Source organism: Maritimibacter alexandrii (assembly GCF_005871115.1).
Taxonomy (GTDB): Bacteria; Pseudomonadota; Alphaproteobacteria; order Rhodobacterales; family Rhodobacteraceae; genus Maritimibacter; species Maritimibacter alkaliphilus.
On the sequence record NZ_SWKQ01000009.1, the window covers coordinates 822,592 to 840,964 of the forward strand.

General features: G+C 64.3%; 16 protein-coding genes. 9 read left to right on the forward strand and 7 right to left on the reverse strand.

Features of this window, described 5'->3' with window-relative positions; genetic code table 11:
* The first annotated feature begins 51 nt into the window (after window positions 1-51).
* From FCT00_RS04980 to FCT00_RS04995, 4 genes are all read left to right on the forward strand, one after another.
* On the forward strand, window positions 52-1,380 hold the full coding sequence (locus FCT00_RS04980; protein ID WP_138422072.1) for an amidase: 1,329 nt from the start codon (window positions 52-54) through the stop codon (window positions 1,378-1,380).
* Window positions 1,381-1,596: 216 nt separating this feature from the next.
* Window positions 1,597-2,781, forward strand: a complete 1,185-nt coding sequence (locus FCT00_RS04985) for an aminotransferase class I/II-fold pyridoxal phosphate-dependent enzyme (RefSeq protein ID WP_138422073.1) — start codon at window positions 1,597-1,599, stop codon at window positions 2,779-2,781.
* Between the two features lie 13 nt (window positions 2,782-2,794).
* The gene (locus FCT00_RS04990; RefSeq protein ID WP_138422074.1) at window positions 2,795-6,031 is read left to right on the forward strand and encodes a DNA translocase FtsK; all 3,237 of its coding nucleotides are present in this window, start codon (window positions 2,795-2,797) and stop codon (window positions 6,029-6,031) included.
* Window positions 6,032-6,149: 118 nt separating this feature from the next.
* Entirely contained in the window at window positions 6,150-6,752 is a 603-nt protein-coding gene (locus FCT00_RS04995; protein ID WP_138422075.1) for a LolA family protein, read from the forward strand.
* Window positions 6,753-6,900: 148 nt separating this feature from the next.
* On the opposite strand, the gene FCT00_RS05000 is transcribed toward FCT00_RS04995, so the two are convergent.
* The 4 genes from FCT00_RS05000 to FCT00_RS05015 form a co-directional block, all read right to left on the reverse strand.
* A complete protein-coding gene (locus tag FCT00_RS05000; protein WP_138422076.1) occupies window positions 6,901-7,083 on the reverse strand; it encodes a Trm112 family protein in 183 nt (60 codons plus the stop codon).
* Window positions 7,080-7,718, reverse strand: coding sequence for an LON peptidase substrate-binding domain-containing protein (locus FCT00_RS05005; protein WP_008333199.1), 639 nt, complete (start codon window positions 7,716-7,718; stop codon window positions 7,080-7,082). The genes FCT00_RS05000 and FCT00_RS05005 overlap by 4 nt, the downstream gene beginning before the upstream one ends.
* Before the next feature lies 1 nt (window position 7,719).
* Window positions 7,720-8,634, reverse strand: coding sequence for a thioredoxin (gene trxA, locus FCT00_RS05010; RefSeq protein ID WP_138422077.1), 915 nt, complete (start codon window positions 8,632-8,634; stop codon window positions 7,720-7,722).
* Window positions 8,635-8,718: 84 nt separating this feature from the next.
* Window positions 8,719-9,507 carry an exodeoxyribonuclease III gene (locus tag FCT00_RS05015; protein WP_008333209.1) on the reverse strand — a complete coding sequence of 263 codons (789 nt, stop codon included), beginning with the start codon at window positions 9,505-9,507 and terminating at the stop codon, window positions 8,719-8,721.
* A 176-nt stretch (window positions 9,508-9,683) separates the two neighbouring features.
* Between FCT00_RS05015 and thpD the strand changes: the two genes are divergently transcribed.
* Window positions 9,684-10,631 (forward strand): ectoine hydroxylase, encoded by a 948-nt coding sequence (gene thpD / locus FCT00_RS05020; RefSeq protein ID WP_138422078.1) that lies wholly within the window; start codon window positions 9,684-9,686, stop codon window positions 10,629-10,631.
* Window positions 10,632-10,813: 182 nt separating this feature from the next.
* Here the strand turns inward: thpD and FCT00_RS05025 are convergent, their stop codons facing one another.
* Window positions 10,814-11,500 carry a response regulator transcription factor gene (locus tag FCT00_RS05025; protein ID WP_008333211.1) on the reverse strand — a complete coding sequence of 229 codons (687 nt, stop codon included), beginning with the start codon at window positions 11,498-11,500 and terminating at the stop codon, window positions 10,814-10,816.
* Between the two features lie 153 nt (window positions 11,501-11,653).
* Here FCT00_RS05025 and ribA point away from each other — a divergent pair, with 153 nt between their 5' ends.
* Both ribA and FCT00_RS05035 read left to right on the forward strand, forming a co-directional pair.
* Window positions 11,654-12,739: a GTP cyclohydrolase II gene (ribA, locus tag FCT00_RS05030; RefSeq protein ID WP_138422079.1), complete on the forward strand. Its 1,086-nt coding sequence runs from the start codon at window positions 11,654-11,656 to the stop codon at window positions 12,737-12,739.
* A 17-nt stretch (window positions 12,740-12,756) separates the two neighbouring features.
* On the forward strand, window positions 12,757-13,245 hold the full coding sequence (locus FCT00_RS05035) for a L,D-transpeptidase family protein (protein WP_138422565.1): 489 nt from the start codon (window positions 12,757-12,759) through the stop codon (window positions 13,243-13,245).
* 15 nt (window positions 13,246-13,260) lie between these two features.
* Here FCT00_RS05035 and FCT00_RS05040 read toward each other — a convergent pair whose 3' ends face one another.
* Window positions 13,261-13,914, reverse strand: a complete 654-nt coding sequence (locus tag FCT00_RS05040) for a YggS family pyridoxal phosphate-dependent enzyme (RefSeq protein ID WP_138422080.1) — start codon at window positions 13,912-13,914, stop codon at window positions 13,261-13,263.
* Window positions 13,915-14,014: 100 nt separating this feature from the next.
* Complete coding sequence (locus FCT00_RS05045; RefSeq protein ID WP_008333217.1) at window positions 14,015-14,875, reverse strand: porin; 861 nt, start codon at window positions 14,873-14,875, stop codon at window positions 14,015-14,017.
* 333 nt (window positions 14,876-15,208) lie between these two features.
* Here FCT00_RS05045 and FCT00_RS05050 point away from each other — a divergent pair, with 333 nt between their 5' ends.
* Both FCT00_RS05050 and leuS read left to right on the forward strand, forming a co-directional pair.
* Window positions 15,209-15,724 (forward strand): DUF3576 domain-containing protein, encoded by a 516-nt coding sequence (locus FCT00_RS05050; RefSeq protein WP_008333220.1) that lies wholly within the window; start codon window positions 15,209-15,211, stop codon window positions 15,722-15,724.
* Between the two features lie 83 nt (window positions 15,725-15,807).
* On the forward strand, window positions 15,808-18,354 hold the full coding sequence (gene leuS / locus FCT00_RS05055) for a leucine--tRNA ligase (RefSeq protein WP_138422081.1): 2,547 nt from the start codon (window positions 15,808-15,810) through the stop codon (window positions 18,352-18,354).
* Window positions 18,355-18,373: the final 19 nt, after the last annotated feature.

The following is an 18,373-nucleotide window of genomic DNA, read 5'->3' on the forward strand; positions in this document are numbered from 1 at the left end:
TGTCCATGCGCCCTGCCGTCGCTAGCCTGCCCGAAAACAGCGGAGGGGCAAATGGCCGACAACTGGCTTTGGATGAGTGCGGGCGATCTGGGTCGTGGCATCGGCGCGGGCACGATCGACCCGGTGGACCTGACCGAAGCCTATCTCGACGCCGCCGAGACGCACCCGGAAAGCGCGCGCATCTACGCCCGCATCACCCGGCCCCGCGCCCTCGCCGAAGCCAAGGCCGCCGCAGGCCGCGCGAAAGCCGGGCTTCGGGTGGGGCCGCTCGACGGTGTTCCGATCTCGTGGAAGGACCTGTTCGATACGGCGGGGATCGAGACCGAGGCGGGATCGGCGCTTCTGAAGGACCGCCGACCCAAATCGGACGCCGAGGTTCTCGTCTCTGCGACGTTTCAGGGGCTGGTCTGTCTCGGCAAGACGCATATGTCCGAACTCGCCTTTTCCGGCCTCGGTCTGAACCCGGTCACCGCCACGCCGCCGAACGTCAACAGCCCCGATGCGGTGCCCGGCGGCTCATCCTCCGGTGCCGCAGCTTCGGTCGCCCACGGCCTCGCCGCGGCGGGGATCGGGTCGGATACAGGCGGTTCGGTGCGCGTCCCCTCGGCGTGGAACGACCTCGTGGGTCTGAAAACCACGCATGGGCGGCTGTCGCTGAAAGGCGTCGTGCCGCTTGCCGCCCGTTTCGACACTGTGGGACCACTGTGTCGCACGGTCGAAGACGCAGCCCTTCTTCTCGCCGCGCTCGAAGGCGGCAAGCCAGCAGACCTCGGTGGCGCATCGCTTTCCGGCACGCGGTTCCTCGTGCTGGAAAACGCGCTCACCGACACCCGCGAAACGCCCGCCGCTGCGTTCGAGAAAGCCTTGAACAAACTCGCGGCAGCGGGCGCCCGGATCGACCGCCGCGCCATCCCCGAACTGGACGAGGCGCAGTCAATGTCGGCCCTGCTCTACACGGCAGAGGCATGGGGCACCTGGCGCGAGCGGATCGAATCCGACCCGGACGCGATGTTCGCCCGAATCCGCGACCGCTTCCAATCCGGCGCAGCCTTCACCGCCTCCGATTACATCGCGGCATGGCAGCGACTGGACGCGATCCGCGCCAGCGTTCGCGCGCAAATCGCCGGTTACGATGCGCTCGTCCTGCCCACGACCCCCAACATGCCGCCACAGGCCGAACGCCTGCTTAAAGATGACGACTACTACGTCGCCGAAAACCTCATGACGCTCAGGAACACGCGCTACGGCAACCTCCTCGACGGGGCCGCCTTGACCCTGCCGACCGGCACGCCCAGCGCGGGGATCATGTTCATCGGTAAACCGTTGGGCGAGGAACGGCTGCTTCGTATCGGGGCCGCCGCCGAACACGCGCTGACCTGATCCCTTCTTCGGTCTGAAAATACCTCGGGAGGGTCTGGGAGGGCAGCGCCCTCCCAGCGGATCGCTGTGGGCGCAAGCCCGCAGCGAAACCTCGCAGAACCCAAAAGCCACATAACCCCGTGGATTCCCGCCTTTTTCTGGACCGGGCCACACAATCCCGTTATCCTCGTCCCAAATCGGGGCGACAACGATCCCGAACCTTGAGGCACTGAGACGATGACAGCGTTCCCCGAGCGGTTTGCGGGCCTGCCAGAATATGCGTTTCCGCGTTTGCGGTCTCTGCTCGACGCACATGCGCCGGGCGGCGATGTCGTGCATATGACCATCGGCGAGCCGAAACACGACATGCCGGATTTCGTGTCGCGCATCATTGCCGAAACCGCCGAAGACTTCGGGAAATACCCGCCGAACGAAGGGACGCCGGAGCTGCGGGGCGCCTTCACCGATTGGCTCAAACGCCGCTATGGCATTGACATATCGCCCGAAAATCAGGTCATGCCGCTGAACGGCACGCGCGAGGGGCTGTTCAACGCGGCCATCGCCCTTTGCCCGGAAGAGGTGCGTGGGGCGAAGCCCGTCATCCTCATCCCGAACCCGTTCTATCAGGTCTACGCCGTGGCCGCCGCTGCCGTGGGTGCCGAACCCGTATTCGTCTCGGCCACCGCCGAAAACGGCTTCCTGCCCGACTATGCCAGCCTGCCGCCCGAGATCCTGACCCGGACCGCGATCGCCTATATCTGTTCACCCGGAAATCCGCAGGGTGCCGTGGCCGACCGCGATTACTGGGCCAACCTGATCGCTCTGGCCGAAAAGCACGACTTCCGCATTTTCGCGGACGAGTGCTATTCCGAAATCTACCGCGACGCCCCGCCCCCCGGCGCGATGGAGGTCGCGATGTTCGGCGGCGCCGACCCGGAGCGGGTGGTGATCTTCCATTCGCTCTCCAAACGCTCGAACCTGCCCGGACTGCGGTCTGGCTTCGTGGCGTCCGGCCCCGAAAACATGGCCCGCATCCGCCAGCTTCGCGCCTATGCCGGCGCGCCCCTGCCGCTTCCATTGCAGCACGCGGCGGCGGCGGTCTGGGCCGACGAAGATCACGTCATCGCTTCGCGCAAGCTTTATCAAGAGAAGTATGCGATCGCCGACGCGGTCTTTGCGGACTACCCCGGATACCACAAGCCCGAGGCCGGGTTCTTCCTGTGGCTGCCCGTCGACGACGGCGAGGCGGCGGCGATAAAACTCTGGACCGAAACCGGCATTCGCGTGCTGCCCGGCGCCTATCTCGCGCGGGACGTGAACGGGCTAAACCCCGGAAAAGAATACATAAGAGTGGCGCTTGTCGCCCCGAAAGAAGAGACGCAGCGCACATTGGAAACGATGCGCGACTGCCTCCTGAACTGAGGACGAGGACAACATGGCATACCACGTCAGGGAACGAGATCCGATTTTCGATGAAGCCACGCAGGCGATGATCGAACGACGGGGCAAGGAACTCCTTGGCCTCGCGCTGTTCGTCGTGGGTGTGGCCATCGCCCTGATGATGGCCACCTACTCGGCCGAAGACCCCGGCTGGATGTCGGCGACCGAAGGCCCGGCGCAAAACGCGCTCGGCCAGTTCGGCGCGACCCTCGCCTCGCCGCTCGCCATCATCTTGGGCTACGGGGCTTGGGGCTTTGCCGCCGCCTTCGCCGCTTGGGGCGCCCGCTACATCCTCCACCGGGGTGAGGAACGTGCCATGGCCCGGGCGATCTTCGCCCCCATCGCCGTCGCGCTGGCCTCGGTCTATGCCTCGACCCTCGTGCCGCCGGTCGACTGGACCCATTCGTTCGGCATGGGCGGGCTCTTCGGAGACACCGTTCTGGGCGCCGTGCTCGGGGTCATGCCCGGTTCCGCCGCGTTCGGGATCAAGCTGCTGGCCATCCTTTTCGCCTTCGCCGCCCTGATCGTCGGCGCCTTCGCGCTGGGCGTGACGCGCTATGAGCTGGGCCGCATGGCGCGGTTCCTGATCGTGGGCGTCGTGATGACCTATGCGGGGCTTCTCAAACTCGCCCGCTTCGGCGCACGTGGGGCCGCCATGGGTGCCCGCGCGGGCGCCGCGTCGGCGGCATCCGCAGCAGGTGCCGCCGCGCGTGGCGTGCAGGATTATCAGGCGAGCCGCCGTGAAACCCGCGAAAGCTGGACCCAGCCGGAGGACGAACCGCTCTACGAACCCGACGAGGCGTTCGACAGCCCGCCCCCCATGGCCGCGAACCGTGTGATCCGGGCCGAAGCCCCGGTCGAACCGCCCATGCGCCGGGCGCCCGCGCCTCAACCCGCGCCTCAACCGCAGATGGCATACGCGGAAGCGGCCCCCGCACCGCAGCCACAGCCGCAACCGCAGCCTCAACCCAAGGGCGGTCTGCTGTCGCGGGTGATGAAACGTGCGCCCGAGCCCGAGCCGGAACTGATCGACAACACGTTCCACGGCGCCGATCCCGAAGGCGGCGACAACCCCGACCGTATCTCGGCCAAGATCGCGAACGCCCTCCGCAATCGCACCGCGCAACTGACCGGGCAGCCGATCTATGAGCAGGAAGAGGAACCGGCCAACACCACCTCGGCCATGATCGCCCGCGCCGCGGCCCGCGCCAAGGCGCAGCACCCCAAGCATGTGATCCGGCTCGACCCGTCGATGCGCCCGGAACCGCCTGTGACCGCCGCGCAGGCCGCACAACCCGCGCCCGTGGCCGAACCCCAGCTCGAGCGGGGCAACATCTTCGCCGACATGGCCGACGACGCGGTCGAAGACTACCCGGTCCAGAACTACGCGACCGAGGAATATCTGGCCGAACCTTACGAGGATGAGGGCGAACCCCTCGCCCTCGAGCCTGACATGCGGGCCTACGACCGCCCGCATGAGCCGCGCATCCTCGACGACTGGATGCCGGGTCGCGACGACGACATAGGTCCGGGGTATGACGCCGACTTCGACGCCGCGCCCTACGAACCCGCGCCCGACATGCCGGACGCCTATTCGCCCCCGCCGATGCCGGAGCCGAAAAAGGTCGTTCAGCATCCGCCCCGCAAGGCGACCAAGCCCTCCAGCCGGGCGATGGCCGAAGCGCAGCCGTCGCTCGCCTTCACCGAGAACGACGTGGAATACGAACTTCCGCCGCTGAACCTCCTGATGAACCCGACGAACATCGAGCGACATCACCTGTCGGACGAGGCGCTGGAAGAGAACGCTCGGATGCTGGAAACCGTGCTCGACGACTACGGCGTGAAGGGCGAGATCGTCTCGGTCCGCCCCGGCCCCGTCGTCACGATGTACGAGCTTGAGCCTGCGCCGGGCCTCAAAGCCTCCCGCGTGATCGGTCTTGCCGATGACATCGCCCGGTCGATGTCGGCGCTGTCCGCCCGCGTCTCGACTGTGCCGGGCCGCAGCGTGATCGGGATCGAACTGCCCAATGCGAACCGCGAAAAGGTGGTCCTGCGAGAAATCCTGTCGGCCCGCGATTTCGGCGACACCAACATGCGCCTGCCGCTTGCGCTGGGCAAAGACATCGGCGGTGGCCCGGTCGTGGCCAACCTCGCCAAGATGCCCCACCTCTTGATCGCGGGCACCACCGGCTCCGGTAAGTCGGTCGCGATCAACACGATGATCCTGTCGCTCCTCTACCGCCTGACGCCGGAAGAGTGCCGCATGATTATGATCGACCCCAAGATGCTGGAACTTTCCGTCTATGACGGCATCCCGCACCTTCTGTCCCCCGTCGTGACCGACCCGAAAAAGGCGGTCGTCGCGCTGAAATGGGTCGTGGGCGAGATGGAAGAACGCTATCGCAAGATGTCCAAGATGGGCGTGCGCAACATCGACGGCTACAACAGCCGCGTGGCGGACGCGCAGGGACGCGGCGAAATGTTCTCGCGCACCGTGCAGACGGGCTTCGACGAGGATACGGGCGAGCCGATCTTCGAGACCGAGGAATTCGCGCCCGAGAAGATGCCGTTCATCGTGGTGGTCGTCGACGAAATGGCCGACCTGATGATGGTCGCAGGCAAGGAAATCGAAGCCTGCATCCAGCGCCTCGCCCAGATGGCGCGCGCATCCGGCATCCATATCATCATGGCCACGCAGCGCCCCTCGGTTGACGTCATCACCGGCACGATCAAGGCGAACTTCCCCACGCGCATCTCGTTCCAGGTCACGTCGAAAGTGGACAGCCGCACCATCCTCGGCGAACAGGGCGCCGAGCAACTGCTGGGTATGGGCGACATGCTCTACATGGCCGGCGGCGCCCGCATCACACGCGTCCACGGCCCCTTCGTCTCGGACGAAGAGGTCGAAGAGATCGTCACCTACCTCAAATCCTACGGCCCGCCCGAATACGTGGGCGGCGTGGTCGAAGGACCGGATGACGACAAGGCCGACAACATCGACGCCGTACTCGGTCTCAACACCGGGGGCAACACCAACGGCGAAGATGCGCTTTACGATCAGGCGGTCGCGATCGTCATCAAGGATCGCAAGTGCTCCACCTCCTACATCCAGCGCAAGCTTGGCATCGGCTACAACAAGGCCGCGCGCCTTGTGGAGCAGATGGAAGAGGAAAGCCTCGTCTCGCCCGCCAATCACGTCGGCAAGCGCGAGATCCTGATCCCCGAGCAGTGACCTCGCGCATCAGATGTCTAAGGATAACACCGGCCTGATATCGCCTATCGGGCCGGTTCCCGCTCAGATGACAGCGTTGTAGGGTGAAACGCCCGACCAAGCTGACTAAATGAGTGCCATGAAACAGATTCGACTAATCGCAGCGGCCGTCGTGCTGGCCGCCACCGCCCTACCCGCCGCCGCGCAACAGCTTTCGCTGGGCGCGCTCTCGACCTACCTGAACGGACTCAAAACCGCTCAGGCCGAGTTCACCCAGATCAACGCCGACGGGACGATCTCGACCGGGACGATCTACATCAAGCGCCCTGGGCGCGCGCGGTTCGAATACAACCCGCCGGAACAGACGCTCGTGCTGGCCTCTGCCGGGCAACTGGCGATCTTCGACGCCAAGTCGAACACCGGGCCCGAACAATACCCGCTCGCCCGCACGCCCCTGAACCTGATCCTGGCTCAGAACGTGGACCTCGGACGGAACGGCATGGTCGTCGGCCACAACTACGACGGCACCGCGACGACCGTGACGGCACAGGATCCGGAGCATCCCGAATACGGGAACATCCAGCTCACCTTCACCGGCAACCCGACCGAATTGCGACAATGGGTCATTACTGACGACGCGGGCCAGCAGACCACCGTGGTCCTGGGCGAACTGCGCAAGGGCGGGACTATCTCCGACCGCAACTTCTCGATCGTGGCCGAGGCCGAAAGCCGCAACCGCTGACTCTTCTTCGTTTCGGAAAACCTCGGGGGGTGGTCGCATTTGCCCCGCAAATGCGGCCGGGGGGGCTGGCCCCCTATCGCCGTGAAGATCGGGAACAGATGTTCACGGCACACCATGCGCGGGCGTCAGCCCGCACCGCTTGCTTGCGTCAGTCTTTAAGCTTGCGTGCCTCGTCGATCAGCATGATCGGGATGCCATCGCGGATCGGAAAGGCCAGTCCGGCGGCACGGGACACGAGCTCGTGTTTCTCGGGGTCGTAGTCGAGCGCGCGTTGCGTCATCGGACAAACCAGAGCTTCGAGCATATGGCGGTCGAACGTCGCTTCGGTCATTGCAGGCTGCCCTCTCCCCCCGACCCGGTGGCCAGCGCGAACTCCATCAGGGTGACGAGCGTTTCGCGCCGGGTGGTCAGCGAAGGCGCTTCGAGCAACGCCTGCTTGTCCTCCGGGTCGAACGGGCACAACATCGACAACGAATTGATGAGCAACTCGTCCTCGGCTTCCTTGAGGCTGCCCCAATCGGTCCGAAGGTCGGCCACGTCGAAGTAACGCGCGAGCAGGTCGAGGAACGGGCCGCGGTTGAGACCCGGATCCTTTTCCGACCGCCCCAGATCACGCTCGAAACTGTCCCAACCCGCCTTCACGCGACGATAGGGCGTGAACCCGTCGATTTCTTCGAGAATGCGGAAGCGACTGATTCCCGACAGCTGGATCATGTAGCGGTGATCGTCGGTCTCGGTGAACTGCGTGATCCGCCCCGCGCAGCCGATGGTGTGCAGGCGCGAACCATCGGCCACCGCGGGCTGGACCATGCCGATCAGCCGGCCATCCGTCTTGAGCGCATCGTCGAACATCGCAAGGTAGCGCGGCTCGAAGATGTTGAGCGGCAGCCTGCCGCGCGGCAGGACCACCGCACCCGGCAACGGAAAGATCGGCAGAACGTCCGGAAGATCCGTGCGCGGGCTCATCTCAGGCGAGGATCATCGAGCTGAGTTTGCGACGCCCCGTCAGGGCGATCGGGTCGTTCGGGGCCAGTGCCTCGAAGATCGTGAAAAGCTGCTGCTTGGCGGCCCCGTCGTTCCACTCCCGATCCCGCCGGAAGAGCTCGAGCAGTTCCGCAACGGCCTCCTCCGTCTGGCCCGAAGCATAGAGCGCCTGCGCCAGATCGAATCGGGCCTGATGATCGTCGGGCGACGCGTCGACCTTGGCGCGCAACTCGTCGACCGGACCCGCGCTTTCGGCCTGACGGGCAAGCGCGATCTGGGCATGGACCGCGTCGATCTCGGCCGCGTGGCTGATCCCGGCGGGCGCGCCGTTCAGCACCGCCTCGGCCCCCTCCACGTCGCCTTTCGCGATGTGGCACTTGGCCAGACCTGCGTAAGCTGCGGCAAGCGCCTGATCTTCTTCCAGAATGGCGGCGAAGGTCTGCGCTGCGTCGTCCACCTGACCTGCGTCCAGCATTTCTTCGGCGGCCGCGATGGCGTCGGCCAGCCCATCGCCCCCGTCACCGCCCATCGCGGCGACCTTCTGGACGAACTCCTTCACCTGACTCGGTGGCAGCGCGCCCTGAAACCCGTCGACCGGCTGACCGCCAGAAAACGCATAGACCGTCGGGATGGACTGCACGCGAAGCTGACCGGCGATCTGCTGGTTCTCGTCCACGTTGACCTTGACCATCTTGACCTTGCCGCCCATCGCGTTGACGGCTTCTTCCAGCGCCGGGCCCAGCGTCTTGCACGGCCCGCACCACGGCGCCCAGAAATCCACTATGACCGGCACCTCTTGCGAGGCATCGACCACTTCGGCCATGAAATCCGCCTCGGATATGTCCTTTACGTTGCCGCCTGCGGGTGCGGCGCCGTTCGTCTGACCCAGTTCCAGCATGTCTGGCTCCTTGTCTGTCTGTTGCCCCCAATATGGGCGTGCATTCCGTCGCGTCCAAGCCCGCCGTCCTGCGGCATCCTAACGCTAAAGATCGAAGGTCGCGAACACCGGCGCGTGGTCCGAAGGCTTTTCCCACCCGCGCACGTCGCGCAGGATACGGCTGCCATGCGCCGCGTTCGATATGTCGGGCGTGGCCCAGATATGATCCAGCCGCCGCCCCTTGTCCGCCGTGTCCCAGTCGGGCGAGCGGTAGGACCACCACGAATACAGCAACCCCTCGGGGATGTCCTGCCGCGTGATGTCGACCCATTTGCCCGCATCCTGCGCCGCGCCAAGGTGCTCGACCTCGACCGGCGTGTGGCTGACGATCTTCAAAAGCTGCTTGTGGTTCCAAACGTCATCCTCGCGCGGGGCGATGTTCAGATCGCCGACGAGGATCGCCTTCTCGGGCTTCTCGGCATGGAACCAGTCGCGCATTTCGGTGAGGTAATCGAGCTTCTGCCCGAACTTCTCGTTGATCTCGCGGTCCGGCTTGTCGCCGCCTGCCGGAACATAGAAGTTGTGGATCGTCACGCCGTTTTCCAGCTTGGCCGCGATGTGTCGGGCGTGGCCCAGACGCGCGAAATCCTGATCGCCTGCGTCCTCAAGCGGAAGCTTCGACAGGATCGCGACACCGTTGTAGCCCTTCTGACCCCGCGCGACCATGTGGGTGTAACCGCGCGCCTTGAAGATGTCGTGCGGGATCTTGTCGACCGGCGATTTGCACTCCTGCAAGCACAGAACATCCGGCGCTTCGTCGGCCAGCAGGCGCGACACGAGGTCGGCGCGAAGCCGCACGCTGTTGATATTCCACGTGGCAAGTGTGAAGGACATGACTGCTCCCATTTTGAGATTCTGCGGGCACCCTATCCGGGGGTCCGGGTCAGTTCCACCCGCGAACATTACAAGTTCGCCGGATTTGGAACCCACACGCGCAACCCCGCGTTGCCCGGCCACGCCCACTAAGTGGGACTGCTGATCACAATTAGAAATCCAAGAGGATCGAAACCATGAATATCTCACACGATACACTCCAGCACTTCAATGCGGTGGACGCTTACCCGACCCGTCTGCCGGATCGCGAACAGATCACGCCGCGCCGCGACCCGGTGCTGTGGTCCGACTGGTCGGAGGCCGCCCCGATTTCCCGTGACGAGGCGGAGCATTACCGCGAGAACGGCTATCTCGTGCGTCGTGACATGTTCTCATCCGACGAATTGGAGCTGCTGGTCGATACGGCCAAGCGTCTGCGCGACACGGATGCGGACAAGCGGCCCGCGGATTTCGTGACCGAGCCCAATTCCGACGACGTGCGCACCGTGTTCCGGCTGGACGAGCACTCGCCGCTTTTCGCCCGTCTCGCCGCCGATACCCGCCTTGCCGGTGTGGCCGAGTTCCTGCTGAACGACCGGGTGTATCTTCACCAGTCGCGGCTCAACTACAAACCCGGCTTCAAGGGCAAGGAGTTCTATTGGCATTCGGATTTCGAGACCTGGCATGCCGAGGACGGTTTGCCCCGGATGCGTGCCGTGTCGGCCTCGGTCCTGCTGACCGACAATTCGTCGACGAACGGCCCGCTCATGCTGATTCCCGGTTCGCAGGGTGAATTCATCGCCTGTCTGGGCGAAACGCCGGACGACAATCATGAAAGCTCGCTCAAGGCGCAGGAGGTCGGCGTGCCGCAACCGGACACGATCACCCGCTTCGCCCAGCATTTCGGGCTGGATACGGCGACCGGGCCGACGGGCACCGTGGTCTTTTTCGACTGCAATACGCTTCACGGTTCCAACGGGAACATCACGCCCGACCCGCGCTCGAATGCGTTTTTCGTGTTCAATGCGGTGACGAACCGACCGGTCAGCCCGTTTGCGGCCAGCAAACCGCGCCCGCAATGGCTCGCCAATCGTGAGCTCATCCAGCCGATCGACCCGATCGCGGGCCGTCTGACGCGCGGCTGACCCCTTGGACAAAAAAGACCCGGCGCGAAGCCGGGTCAGTCCAACAGGGAGGATGCCGTGTCATTACCCCGACACGGCGAGGGGATTTTGTATCGTCGCCAATATGGAAACAATATCATGTTCAGGATCAGGTTACCCGTGAATCCCGGCATGAATAAGGCAGGCGATCACCCCTGTTGCGATCACGCCACAAGCCGGTAGCCACCCGATTCCGTCACCAGAAGCCGTGCGTTGCCCGGATCAGGCTCGATCTTCTGGCGCAGGCGGTAGATATGGGTTTCCAGCGTGTGGGTCGTGACCCCGGCATTGTATCCCCAGACCTCGTGCAAGAGCACGTCGCGCGCGACCACGCCTTCCTGACTCCGGTAGAGGAATTTCAGGATATTGGTCTCTTTTTCGGTCAGACGAATCTTCTTCTCGTCCTCGGTGATCAGCATCTTCATCGCGGGCTTGAACGTGTACGGCCCAAGCTGGAACACGGCATCTTCCGATTGCTCGTGCTGACGAAGCTGCGCCCGGATACGGGCCAGAAGCACAGGAAACTTGAATGGCTTTGTCACATAATCGTTCGCACCGGCGTCGAGCCCGAGGATCGTGTCCGCGTCGCTGTCATGCCCGGTCAGCATCAGCACGGGACACTTCACACCCTGCTTGCGCATCAGTTTGCATAGCTCGCGCCCGTCGGTGTCGGGCAGGCCCACGTCGAGGATTACGAGGTCATGGATCTGCTCCTTGACCTTCTGCATGGCGTCCGCGCCGTTGGCCGCTTCGAAGACCTCGAAGTCTTCGGTCATCACCAACTGCTCCGCCAGCGCCTCGCGCAGGTCCTCGTCGTCGTCGACGAGTAGAATGTTTTTCTGGGTCGCCATCTTCGGCCCTCCGTGTTGTTTTCACAGACCTTGGGTCCCATCACGGACCCGGCAATGTTTGTGGCAATACGTTCACGCGGTCGTGTCGGGATCAGTCGAAATGTTTCACATTCCCGTGGACCGGGCCTATTGAAGTGCGGTGGAAGGACGAAAATGACGCTCAAGCCCACCCAGACCGAACTCACCGCCCGCGCCCGTGCCGACCTGCGCATGGGGCTTCCGGTCGTGCTTGAGATCGGCGGTCATGCCGGGCTGGTGGCGGCCGCCGAAACGGTCGATGCGGGTCGCCTTGGCGATCTGCGCGGGTTCGGCCCCCTCCTGCTCGCCATCACGCCGCGTCGTGCCGCGACACTCAAGGCGCGGGCCTACTCCGATCACGTCGCCCGGGTGCATGTGCCGCGCGACGAGGGGGTCGAATGGGTTCTGGGCGTCGCCGACCCGAAAGACGACCTGATGAAGCCCATGAAGGGGCCGCTCATGACCGAACGCGGCGGGGATGAGGGCGTGGCCCGCGCCGCCATCGCCCTCGCCAAATCCGCCATGCTGCTGCCCGCAGCCTTGGTCGTGCCGGTCGACAATGGGGCCGAAGTCGCCTTGAGCCACGGCCTGACCCGTGTCGACCTGACCGGCCGGCCCGACGATCCGCCCGTCACGGCGATGGAAGAGGTCGTTTCGGCCCGCGTGCCGCTTGAAGTGTCCGAGGCGGGGCGGCTGCACATCTTCCGCCCCGTCGACGGGGGGGAGGAGCATTATGCGGTCGAGATCGGGCGCCCGGATCGCGATCACCCGGTGCTCGCGCGGCTCCATTCCGCCTGTTTCACCGGCGATCTGCTGGGCAGCCTCAAATGCGACTGCGGCCCGCAACTGCGCGCCGCGCTGGCCGCGATGGGCGAGAATGGCTCGGGCGTCCTGCTTTACCTCAACCAAGAGGGGCGCGGGATCGGCCTTGCTAACAAGATGCGGGCCTATTCGCTTCAGGATCAGGGCTTTGACACGGTGGAAGCGAACCATCGGCTTGGGTTCGAGGACGATGAACGCGATTTCAGGATCGGGTCCGAGATTCTCGCCCAGATGGGATTCTCCGCCGTGCGCCTCATGACCAACAACCCCGCCAAAGTCGCGATGATGGAGGCGAACGGGATCGCCGTGACCGAGCGCGTGCCGCTTCAGGTCGGGCGCGGGGCGCACAACACCGACTATCTGGACACCAAAGCCGCGAAATCGGGCCACCTGCTGTGACGCCACGGCGCGGCGACATGGTGGTGACGCGCTGGGGCGCACGGTTCGCCGGACGGCACTTTCCGGTCGCCATCGGGCGCGGCGGCATCACACGCGACAAACGCGAAGGCGACGGGGCAACACCCGCCGGAACCTGGCGCCTGATGGGCGGCGGATACCGGGCCGACCGCGTCATGCGCCCGCCAGCCCCGATAGACCTGCGCGCAATCGGCCCGCACGACCTTTGGTGCGATGCGCCGGAAGACGCGCAGTACAATCACGCCGTCCGGGCGCCTTACTGCGCGTCACACGAGCGACTGCGCCGCGCCGATCCCCTGTATGACATGTTCATCGTGACCGACTGGAACTGGCCGGAGGCGAGCCACGGCAAGGGGTCGGCCATTTTCGTTCATTGCTGGCGTGGACCGCGCAAACCGACGGCTGGGTGCCTTGCCTTCCGGCCCGATCACCTGCGCTGGATTCTCGCCCGCTGGACGCCGCGCTCGCGAATCCTCGTCAGGCCCTGACCCGCTTTACACGGATCAGGCGTAGACCCGTTCACCGAATATCGCAGAGCCGACCCGGACATAGGTCGCGCCCTGCGCCACGGCTTTCTCGAAATCGCCGGACATACCCATGGACAGCTCGTCGAGCCCATTGCGCGCAGCGATCTTTGCCAGAAGAGCGAAGTGCAACGACGGTTCCTCATCCACGGGCGGAATGCACATCAGGCCGGCGATGGTCAGCCCGAGGTCGCGGCAATCGGCGATGAACGCATCGGCATCGCCCGGCATTACCCCCGCCTTCTGTTCCTCCTCGCCCGTGTTCACCTGCACGAACAGCTTCGGGCAATGGCCCAGCTCCTCGGCGAGTCGCGCGATGGTCTTGGCGAGTTTGGGGCGATCCACGGTTTCGATCGCATCGAACAGTTCCATCGCCTGACGCGCCTTGTTGGTCTGGAGCGGGCCGATCAGGTGCAGTTCGATGCCCTCGTAGCGGGCACGCAGGTCCGGCCACTTTCCGGCGGCCTCCTGCACCTTGTTCTCGCCGAACAGCCGGTGGCCTTCATCCAGCACGGACACGACACGGTCCAATGGCTGAACCTTGGACACGGCGATCAGACGCGTCGAACCGGCCTCGCGCCCCACGCGGGCCTCTTCGTCGCGGATTTGCTGGAGAATGTCGGACAGGGCCATATCGGGGTTCCTCTCAATGTCGCCCTGACAAATCACGAGAGGCCCAAAATGAAAAGAGCGGGCACAAGGCCCGCTCTTCCCAATTCAAATCCTGGTCGGATTAGAACGCCATCGAGACGCCAGCCCAGACCACGTTCGAAACCGGCGAGTTCACGCCGTTCGAGTGGGCGAAACCAGCTTCGATCGCGACGCCGCCGCCGAGGTCGTAAGCAGCCTTACCGCCGTATTCCATGTCGGAGTTGAAGAACGCCGAGATGGAGTAGGGGCCGGTCGCGTAGCCAGCCGAAGCAGCCCACGAGAACGGAGTGGCGTTGCCGAGGTCGTACTTGATTTCGGCAGCAGCGGTGAAGCCGGAGATCGAAGCCGACACACCAGCTTTCAGGTCGATGGTGTTACCGTCGGCGTCGTTGGCGTCACGCTCAACAGCGGCCCAAACCGAGTAATCGCCGAACGAGTAGGTGCCTTTCACGCCGAGGTCGCCGTTGGTGGTGGCGGTCGAACCCGGAGCGACGAGGACGCCGAAGGCGCTCAGGCCGAAGTTGCCCCAGGTGTTCGTGTAGGTGACGGTGATGTCCTGGTCACCGGGGGTGGTGGCGTCGCCGTCCGCGTTGGTGTCGTAAGCGACAGCAACTTTACCCCAGGAACCCGACAGGTAGACGTTGGCGCCGAGCACAACACCGGCCGCCGGCGGCCAGTCGTTGGTGCCGAACTGAGCGTCCGACGGGTCTTTCTGCATCGACTGACCAGCGGCCAGAACGGTCACAGAGGCGCCAGCCTCAAGACCCTGATCCGTGGTGGTCATCATGCCGGCGGTGAAGAGCGCCGACAGTTCCGGAAGCAGGGTGCCGGTGGTGATGTTGTAGCCGAGACCAGCATAGGCGCGACCGGTGAACGACACGTCCGCAGCGGCGAAACCGGTGGTGCCCACCAGAACCGTCGAAGCAAGGAGAATCTTTTTCATTTCGTTTCCCTCGTTTATCTAAAGGTGCACCTCAATTCAGGGGAATCCGAATTGAGTATGCTGTTTCCTCTCTCTTTCCCGGCTCCGATGCAAGCGATGCAAACGGCCCCGACCTAATGTGCCGCGTGATGGTGCAGAGTTGCCACACATGCCCCGGTGACCCCCGCCAAACCCCGCCCCTGTCGCACATATTGAGTCTCTATAGGGGTGGCGGCGCTACCCGTGGTCCTGTTACCACCGGGAAAACGCTTGCCCGCTTACCACCGGGAAAACGCTTGCCCGCGCTTTTTGGCTTGGGTAGGTAGGAGCAAACCAGTGGAACGGGGCATTCATATGACTTACGGGCGCTTCACCGCCAAGGCTGTGATCCTTGCCAGTCTCGTCGCCTTGGCCGGCTGTTCGGGCGGTTTCGGCAATTTGTTCGGCGGCCAGACGGAAACCGTGCGCACCGCCGACGGTCAGGTCATCGCCCGACCGGACCGGGCCCGTCGCGCCCCAGAACGCTCGACGATCTGGGACTTGTTCGCGGACCGCGACGATCCCAACACCACACTGGAAGTGAACAAGTACCTCTGGAACGCCTCGCTCGACGTTCTCAGCTTCATGCCGGTCGAAGTCGTCGATCCCTTCTCGGGTGTCATCGTCTTTGGCTACGGTGTCCCGCCGGGCGGCGGTCAGGCGTATCGCGCCACCGTTCACGTCTCGGACCCGGCGCTGGATGCACGCGGTCTGAACGTCGCGCTGCAAACCCGTGGCGGTCGCGCCGTATCCTCGGCCACGCAGCACGCGATCGAAGACGCCATTCTGGGCCGCGCCCGTCAGCTTCGTATTCAGGACTACGACCTGTAAGTCGCTGGACCCTCGCGCCACATCCAATTATTCAAGCGCCGGGCAACAGCCCGGCGTTTTCATTTCCGAAGGACCACGAAGCAATGTCCCGCTACGACGCATCGACAATCGAGCCGAAATGGCAAGCCGCCTGGGACGAGGCCGGCACCTTCGCCGCGACCCGCGATCCGGCCAAGCCCAAGTTCTATGTGCTCGAGATGTTTCCCTATCCTTCGGGCCGAATCCACATCGGACACGTGCGCAACTACACCATGGGCGACGTGGTCGCGCGGTATAAGAAATCGAGCGGCTTTTCCGTGCTGCACCCGATGGGCTGGGACGCCTTCGGGATGCCCGCCGAGAACGCCGCGATGGCGACGGGCGGTCATCCGAAGGACTGGACCTACAACAACATCGCGGAAATGAAGTCGCAGATGAAGCCGATGGGCTGGTCGCTGGACTGGACCCGCGAATTCGCCACCTGCGACCCTGAATATTACGGCCAGCAGCAGGCGCTGTTCATCGACTTCCTCGATCAGGGCCTCGTCTACCGCAAGAACGCCGTCGTGAACTGGGACCCGGTCGACATGACGGTGCTGGCGAACGAGCAGGTGATCGACGGCAAGGGCTGGCGCTCCGGCGCCGAGGTCGAGCGGCGCGAGCTGACCCAATGGTTCTTCAAGATCAGCGACTTCTCGGAAGAATTGCTTGAGGCCATCGACACGCTCAAGGACTGGCCCGAAAAGGTGCGGCTGATGCAGGCCAACTGGATCGGGAAATCGCAAGGTCTGCGGTTTGCGTTCGAACGGACGGACGGCGGCACCCCGATCGAGGTCTATACGACCCGCCCCGACACGCTGATGGGCGCGTCATTCGTGGGTATCTCGCCCGATCATCCGCTGGCCAAGGAACTGGAAGCCGCCGATCCGAAAGTGGCCGAATTCTGCGCCATGGCTCGTAAGGGCGGCACCACAGCCGAGGCGATCGAGACCGCCGAAAAGCTGGGCTACGACACCGGGCTGCGCGTGAAACACCCGCTGGACCCCAACTGGGAACTGCCTGTCTGGATCGCCAACTTCATCCTGATGGATTACGGCACCGGCGCGATCTTCGCCTGCCCGGCGCATGACCAGCGCGATCTGGATTTCTGTCGCAAGTATGACCTGCCGGTGATCGACACCTTCTTTGCGCTGAACGACCCGAAGCCGGTCGAGGCCGAGGCTTTCGTGCCGCCGAAATCGGACAAGGTGAAGTGGGTCGACCACTTCGCGGGGCTGGACGAAGCCACCGGGGAAGAGGCCATTGCGGCCACCATCGACTACGCCGAGAAACAGGGTTGGGGCAAAGGCCACACCCAATACCGCCTGCGCGATTGGGGCCTGTCCCGGCAGAGGTATTGGGGCTGCCCGATTCCCGTTGTTCACTGCGGCGACTGCGGCGTGGTGCCGGAGAAGAAAGAGAACCTGCCGATCGAACTGCCCTACGACGTCAGTTTTGACACGCCCGGCAACCCGCTCGACCGGCACCCGACGTGGCGCGACTGCGAATGCCCGTCCTGCGGCAAGCCCGCCAAGCGCGAGACCGACACGATGGACACCTTCGTGGACAGCTCGTGGTATTTCGCCCGCTTCACCGCTCCGCGCGCGACGACGCCGACCGTGGCCGAGGAGGCGGATTACTGGATGAACGTCGATCAATACATCGGCGGCATCGAACATGCGATTCTCCACCTGCTCTATTCGCGCTTCTTCGCCCGCGCGATGCATATCTGCGGCCATCTGCCGGAGAAGTCGAAGGAGCCGTTCAATGCGCTCTTCACGCAAGGCATGGTGACGCACGCGATTTACCAGACCCGCGATGCCGAAGGCCGCGCTGTCTATCATTTCCCCGAAGACGTGGAGGTGAGCGACTCTGGCGCGACCCTGAAAGCGACAGGCGAAGCGGTCGAAGTCATCCCCTCGGCCAAGATGTCGAAGTCGAAAAAGAACGTGGTCGATCCGCTCGAAATCATCGCGCAATACGGTGCCGACACCGCCCGCTGGTTCGTCATGTCCGACTCGCCCCCCGAGCGGGACGTGGAATGGACGGCATCGGGCGCGGAAGGTGCCTCCAAACACCTCGCCCGCGTCTATCGCATCGCCGCCGAGATCGCCGAGGCGACGGGAACCGGCGAAGGCGACGAAGACCTGCTGCGCGAGATGCACAAGACCATCAAGGCCGTGACGGACGGGATCGAGGGCTTCGCCTTCAACACCTCCATCGCCAAGCTTTACGGGTTCACCAACACCCTGTCGAAATCCAAGGCAGGCGCCGAAACCAAGAGGACCGCCATGCGCGTCATGGCGCAGCTCATGGCCCCGATGACTCCGCACCTTGCCGAAGAGGTCTGGGCGATGTTGGGTGGCGAGGGGCTTGTGGCCGAAGCCGAATGGCCCGTCGCGGATGAAGCGATGCTGGTGGAAGACACCGTGACCATGCCGATTCAGGTGAACGGCAAGCGGCGCGACGAGATCACCGTGCCCAAGGATATGGACAAGGCCGAGGTCGAGAAACTCGCCCTCGACACCGACGGCGTGAAACGCGCGCTGGACGGCAATGCGCCGAAGAAGGTCATCGTCGTTCCGGGCCGGATCGTGAACGTGGTCGCCTGACCCCAAGGCGCGCTCATTT

Coding starts and splice junctions, on each gene's coding strand:
- FCT00_RS04980 (WP_138422072.1), top strand. CDS start 52: ATGGCCGACAACTGGCTTTGGATGAGTGCGGGCGATCTGGGTCGTGGC.
- FCT00_RS04985 (WP_138422073.1), top strand. CDS start 1,597: ATGACAGCGTTCCCCGAGCGGTTTGCGGGCCTGCCAGAATATGCGTTT.
- FCT00_RS04990 (WP_138422074.1), top strand. CDS start 2,795: ATGGCATACCACGTCAGGGAACGAGATCCGATTTTCGATGAAGCCACG.
- FCT00_RS04995 (WP_138422075.1), top strand. CDS start 6,150: ATGAAACAGATTCGACTAATCGCAGCGGCCGTCGTGCTGGCCGCCACC.
- FCT00_RS05000 (WP_138422076.1), bottom strand. CDS start 7,083: ATGACCGAAGCGACGTTCGACCGCCATATGCTCGAAGCTCTGGTTTGT.
- FCT00_RS05005 (WP_008333199.1), bottom strand. CDS start 7,718: ATGAGCCCGCGCACGGATCTTCCGGACGTTCTGCCGATCTTTCCGTTG.
- trxA (WP_138422077.1), bottom strand. CDS start 8,634: ATGCTGGAACTGGGTCAGACGAACGGCGCCGCACCCGCAGGCGGCAAC.
- FCT00_RS05015 (WP_008333209.1), bottom strand. CDS start 9,507: ATGTCCTTCACACTTGCCACGTGGAATATCAACAGCGTGCGGCTTCGC.
- thpD (WP_138422078.1), top strand. CDS start 9,684: ATGAATATCTCACACGATACACTCCAGCACTTCAATGCGGTGGACGCT.
- FCT00_RS05025 (WP_008333211.1), bottom strand. CDS start 11,500: ATGGCGACCCAGAAAAACATTCTACTCGTCGACGACGACGAGGACCTG.
- ribA (WP_138422079.1), top strand. CDS start 11,654: ATGACGCTCAAGCCCACCCAGACCGAACTCACCGCCCGCGCCCGTGCC.
- FCT00_RS05035 (WP_138422565.1), top strand. CDS start 12,757: ATGGTGGTGACGCGCTGGGGCGCACGGTTCGCCGGACGGCACTTTCCG.
- FCT00_RS05040 (WP_138422080.1), bottom strand. CDS start 13,914: ATGGCCCTGTCCGACATTCTCCAGCAAATCCGCGACGAAGAGGCCCGC.
- FCT00_RS05045 (WP_008333217.1), bottom strand. CDS start 14,875: ATGAAAAAGATTCTCCTTGCTTCGACGGTTCTGGTGGGCACCACCGGT.
- FCT00_RS05050 (WP_008333220.1), top strand. CDS start 15,209: ATGACTTACGGGCGCTTCACCGCCAAGGCTGTGATCCTTGCCAGTCTC.
- leuS (WP_138422081.1), top strand. CDS start 15,808: ATGTCCCGCTACGACGCATCGACAATCGAGCCGAAATGGCAAGCCGCC.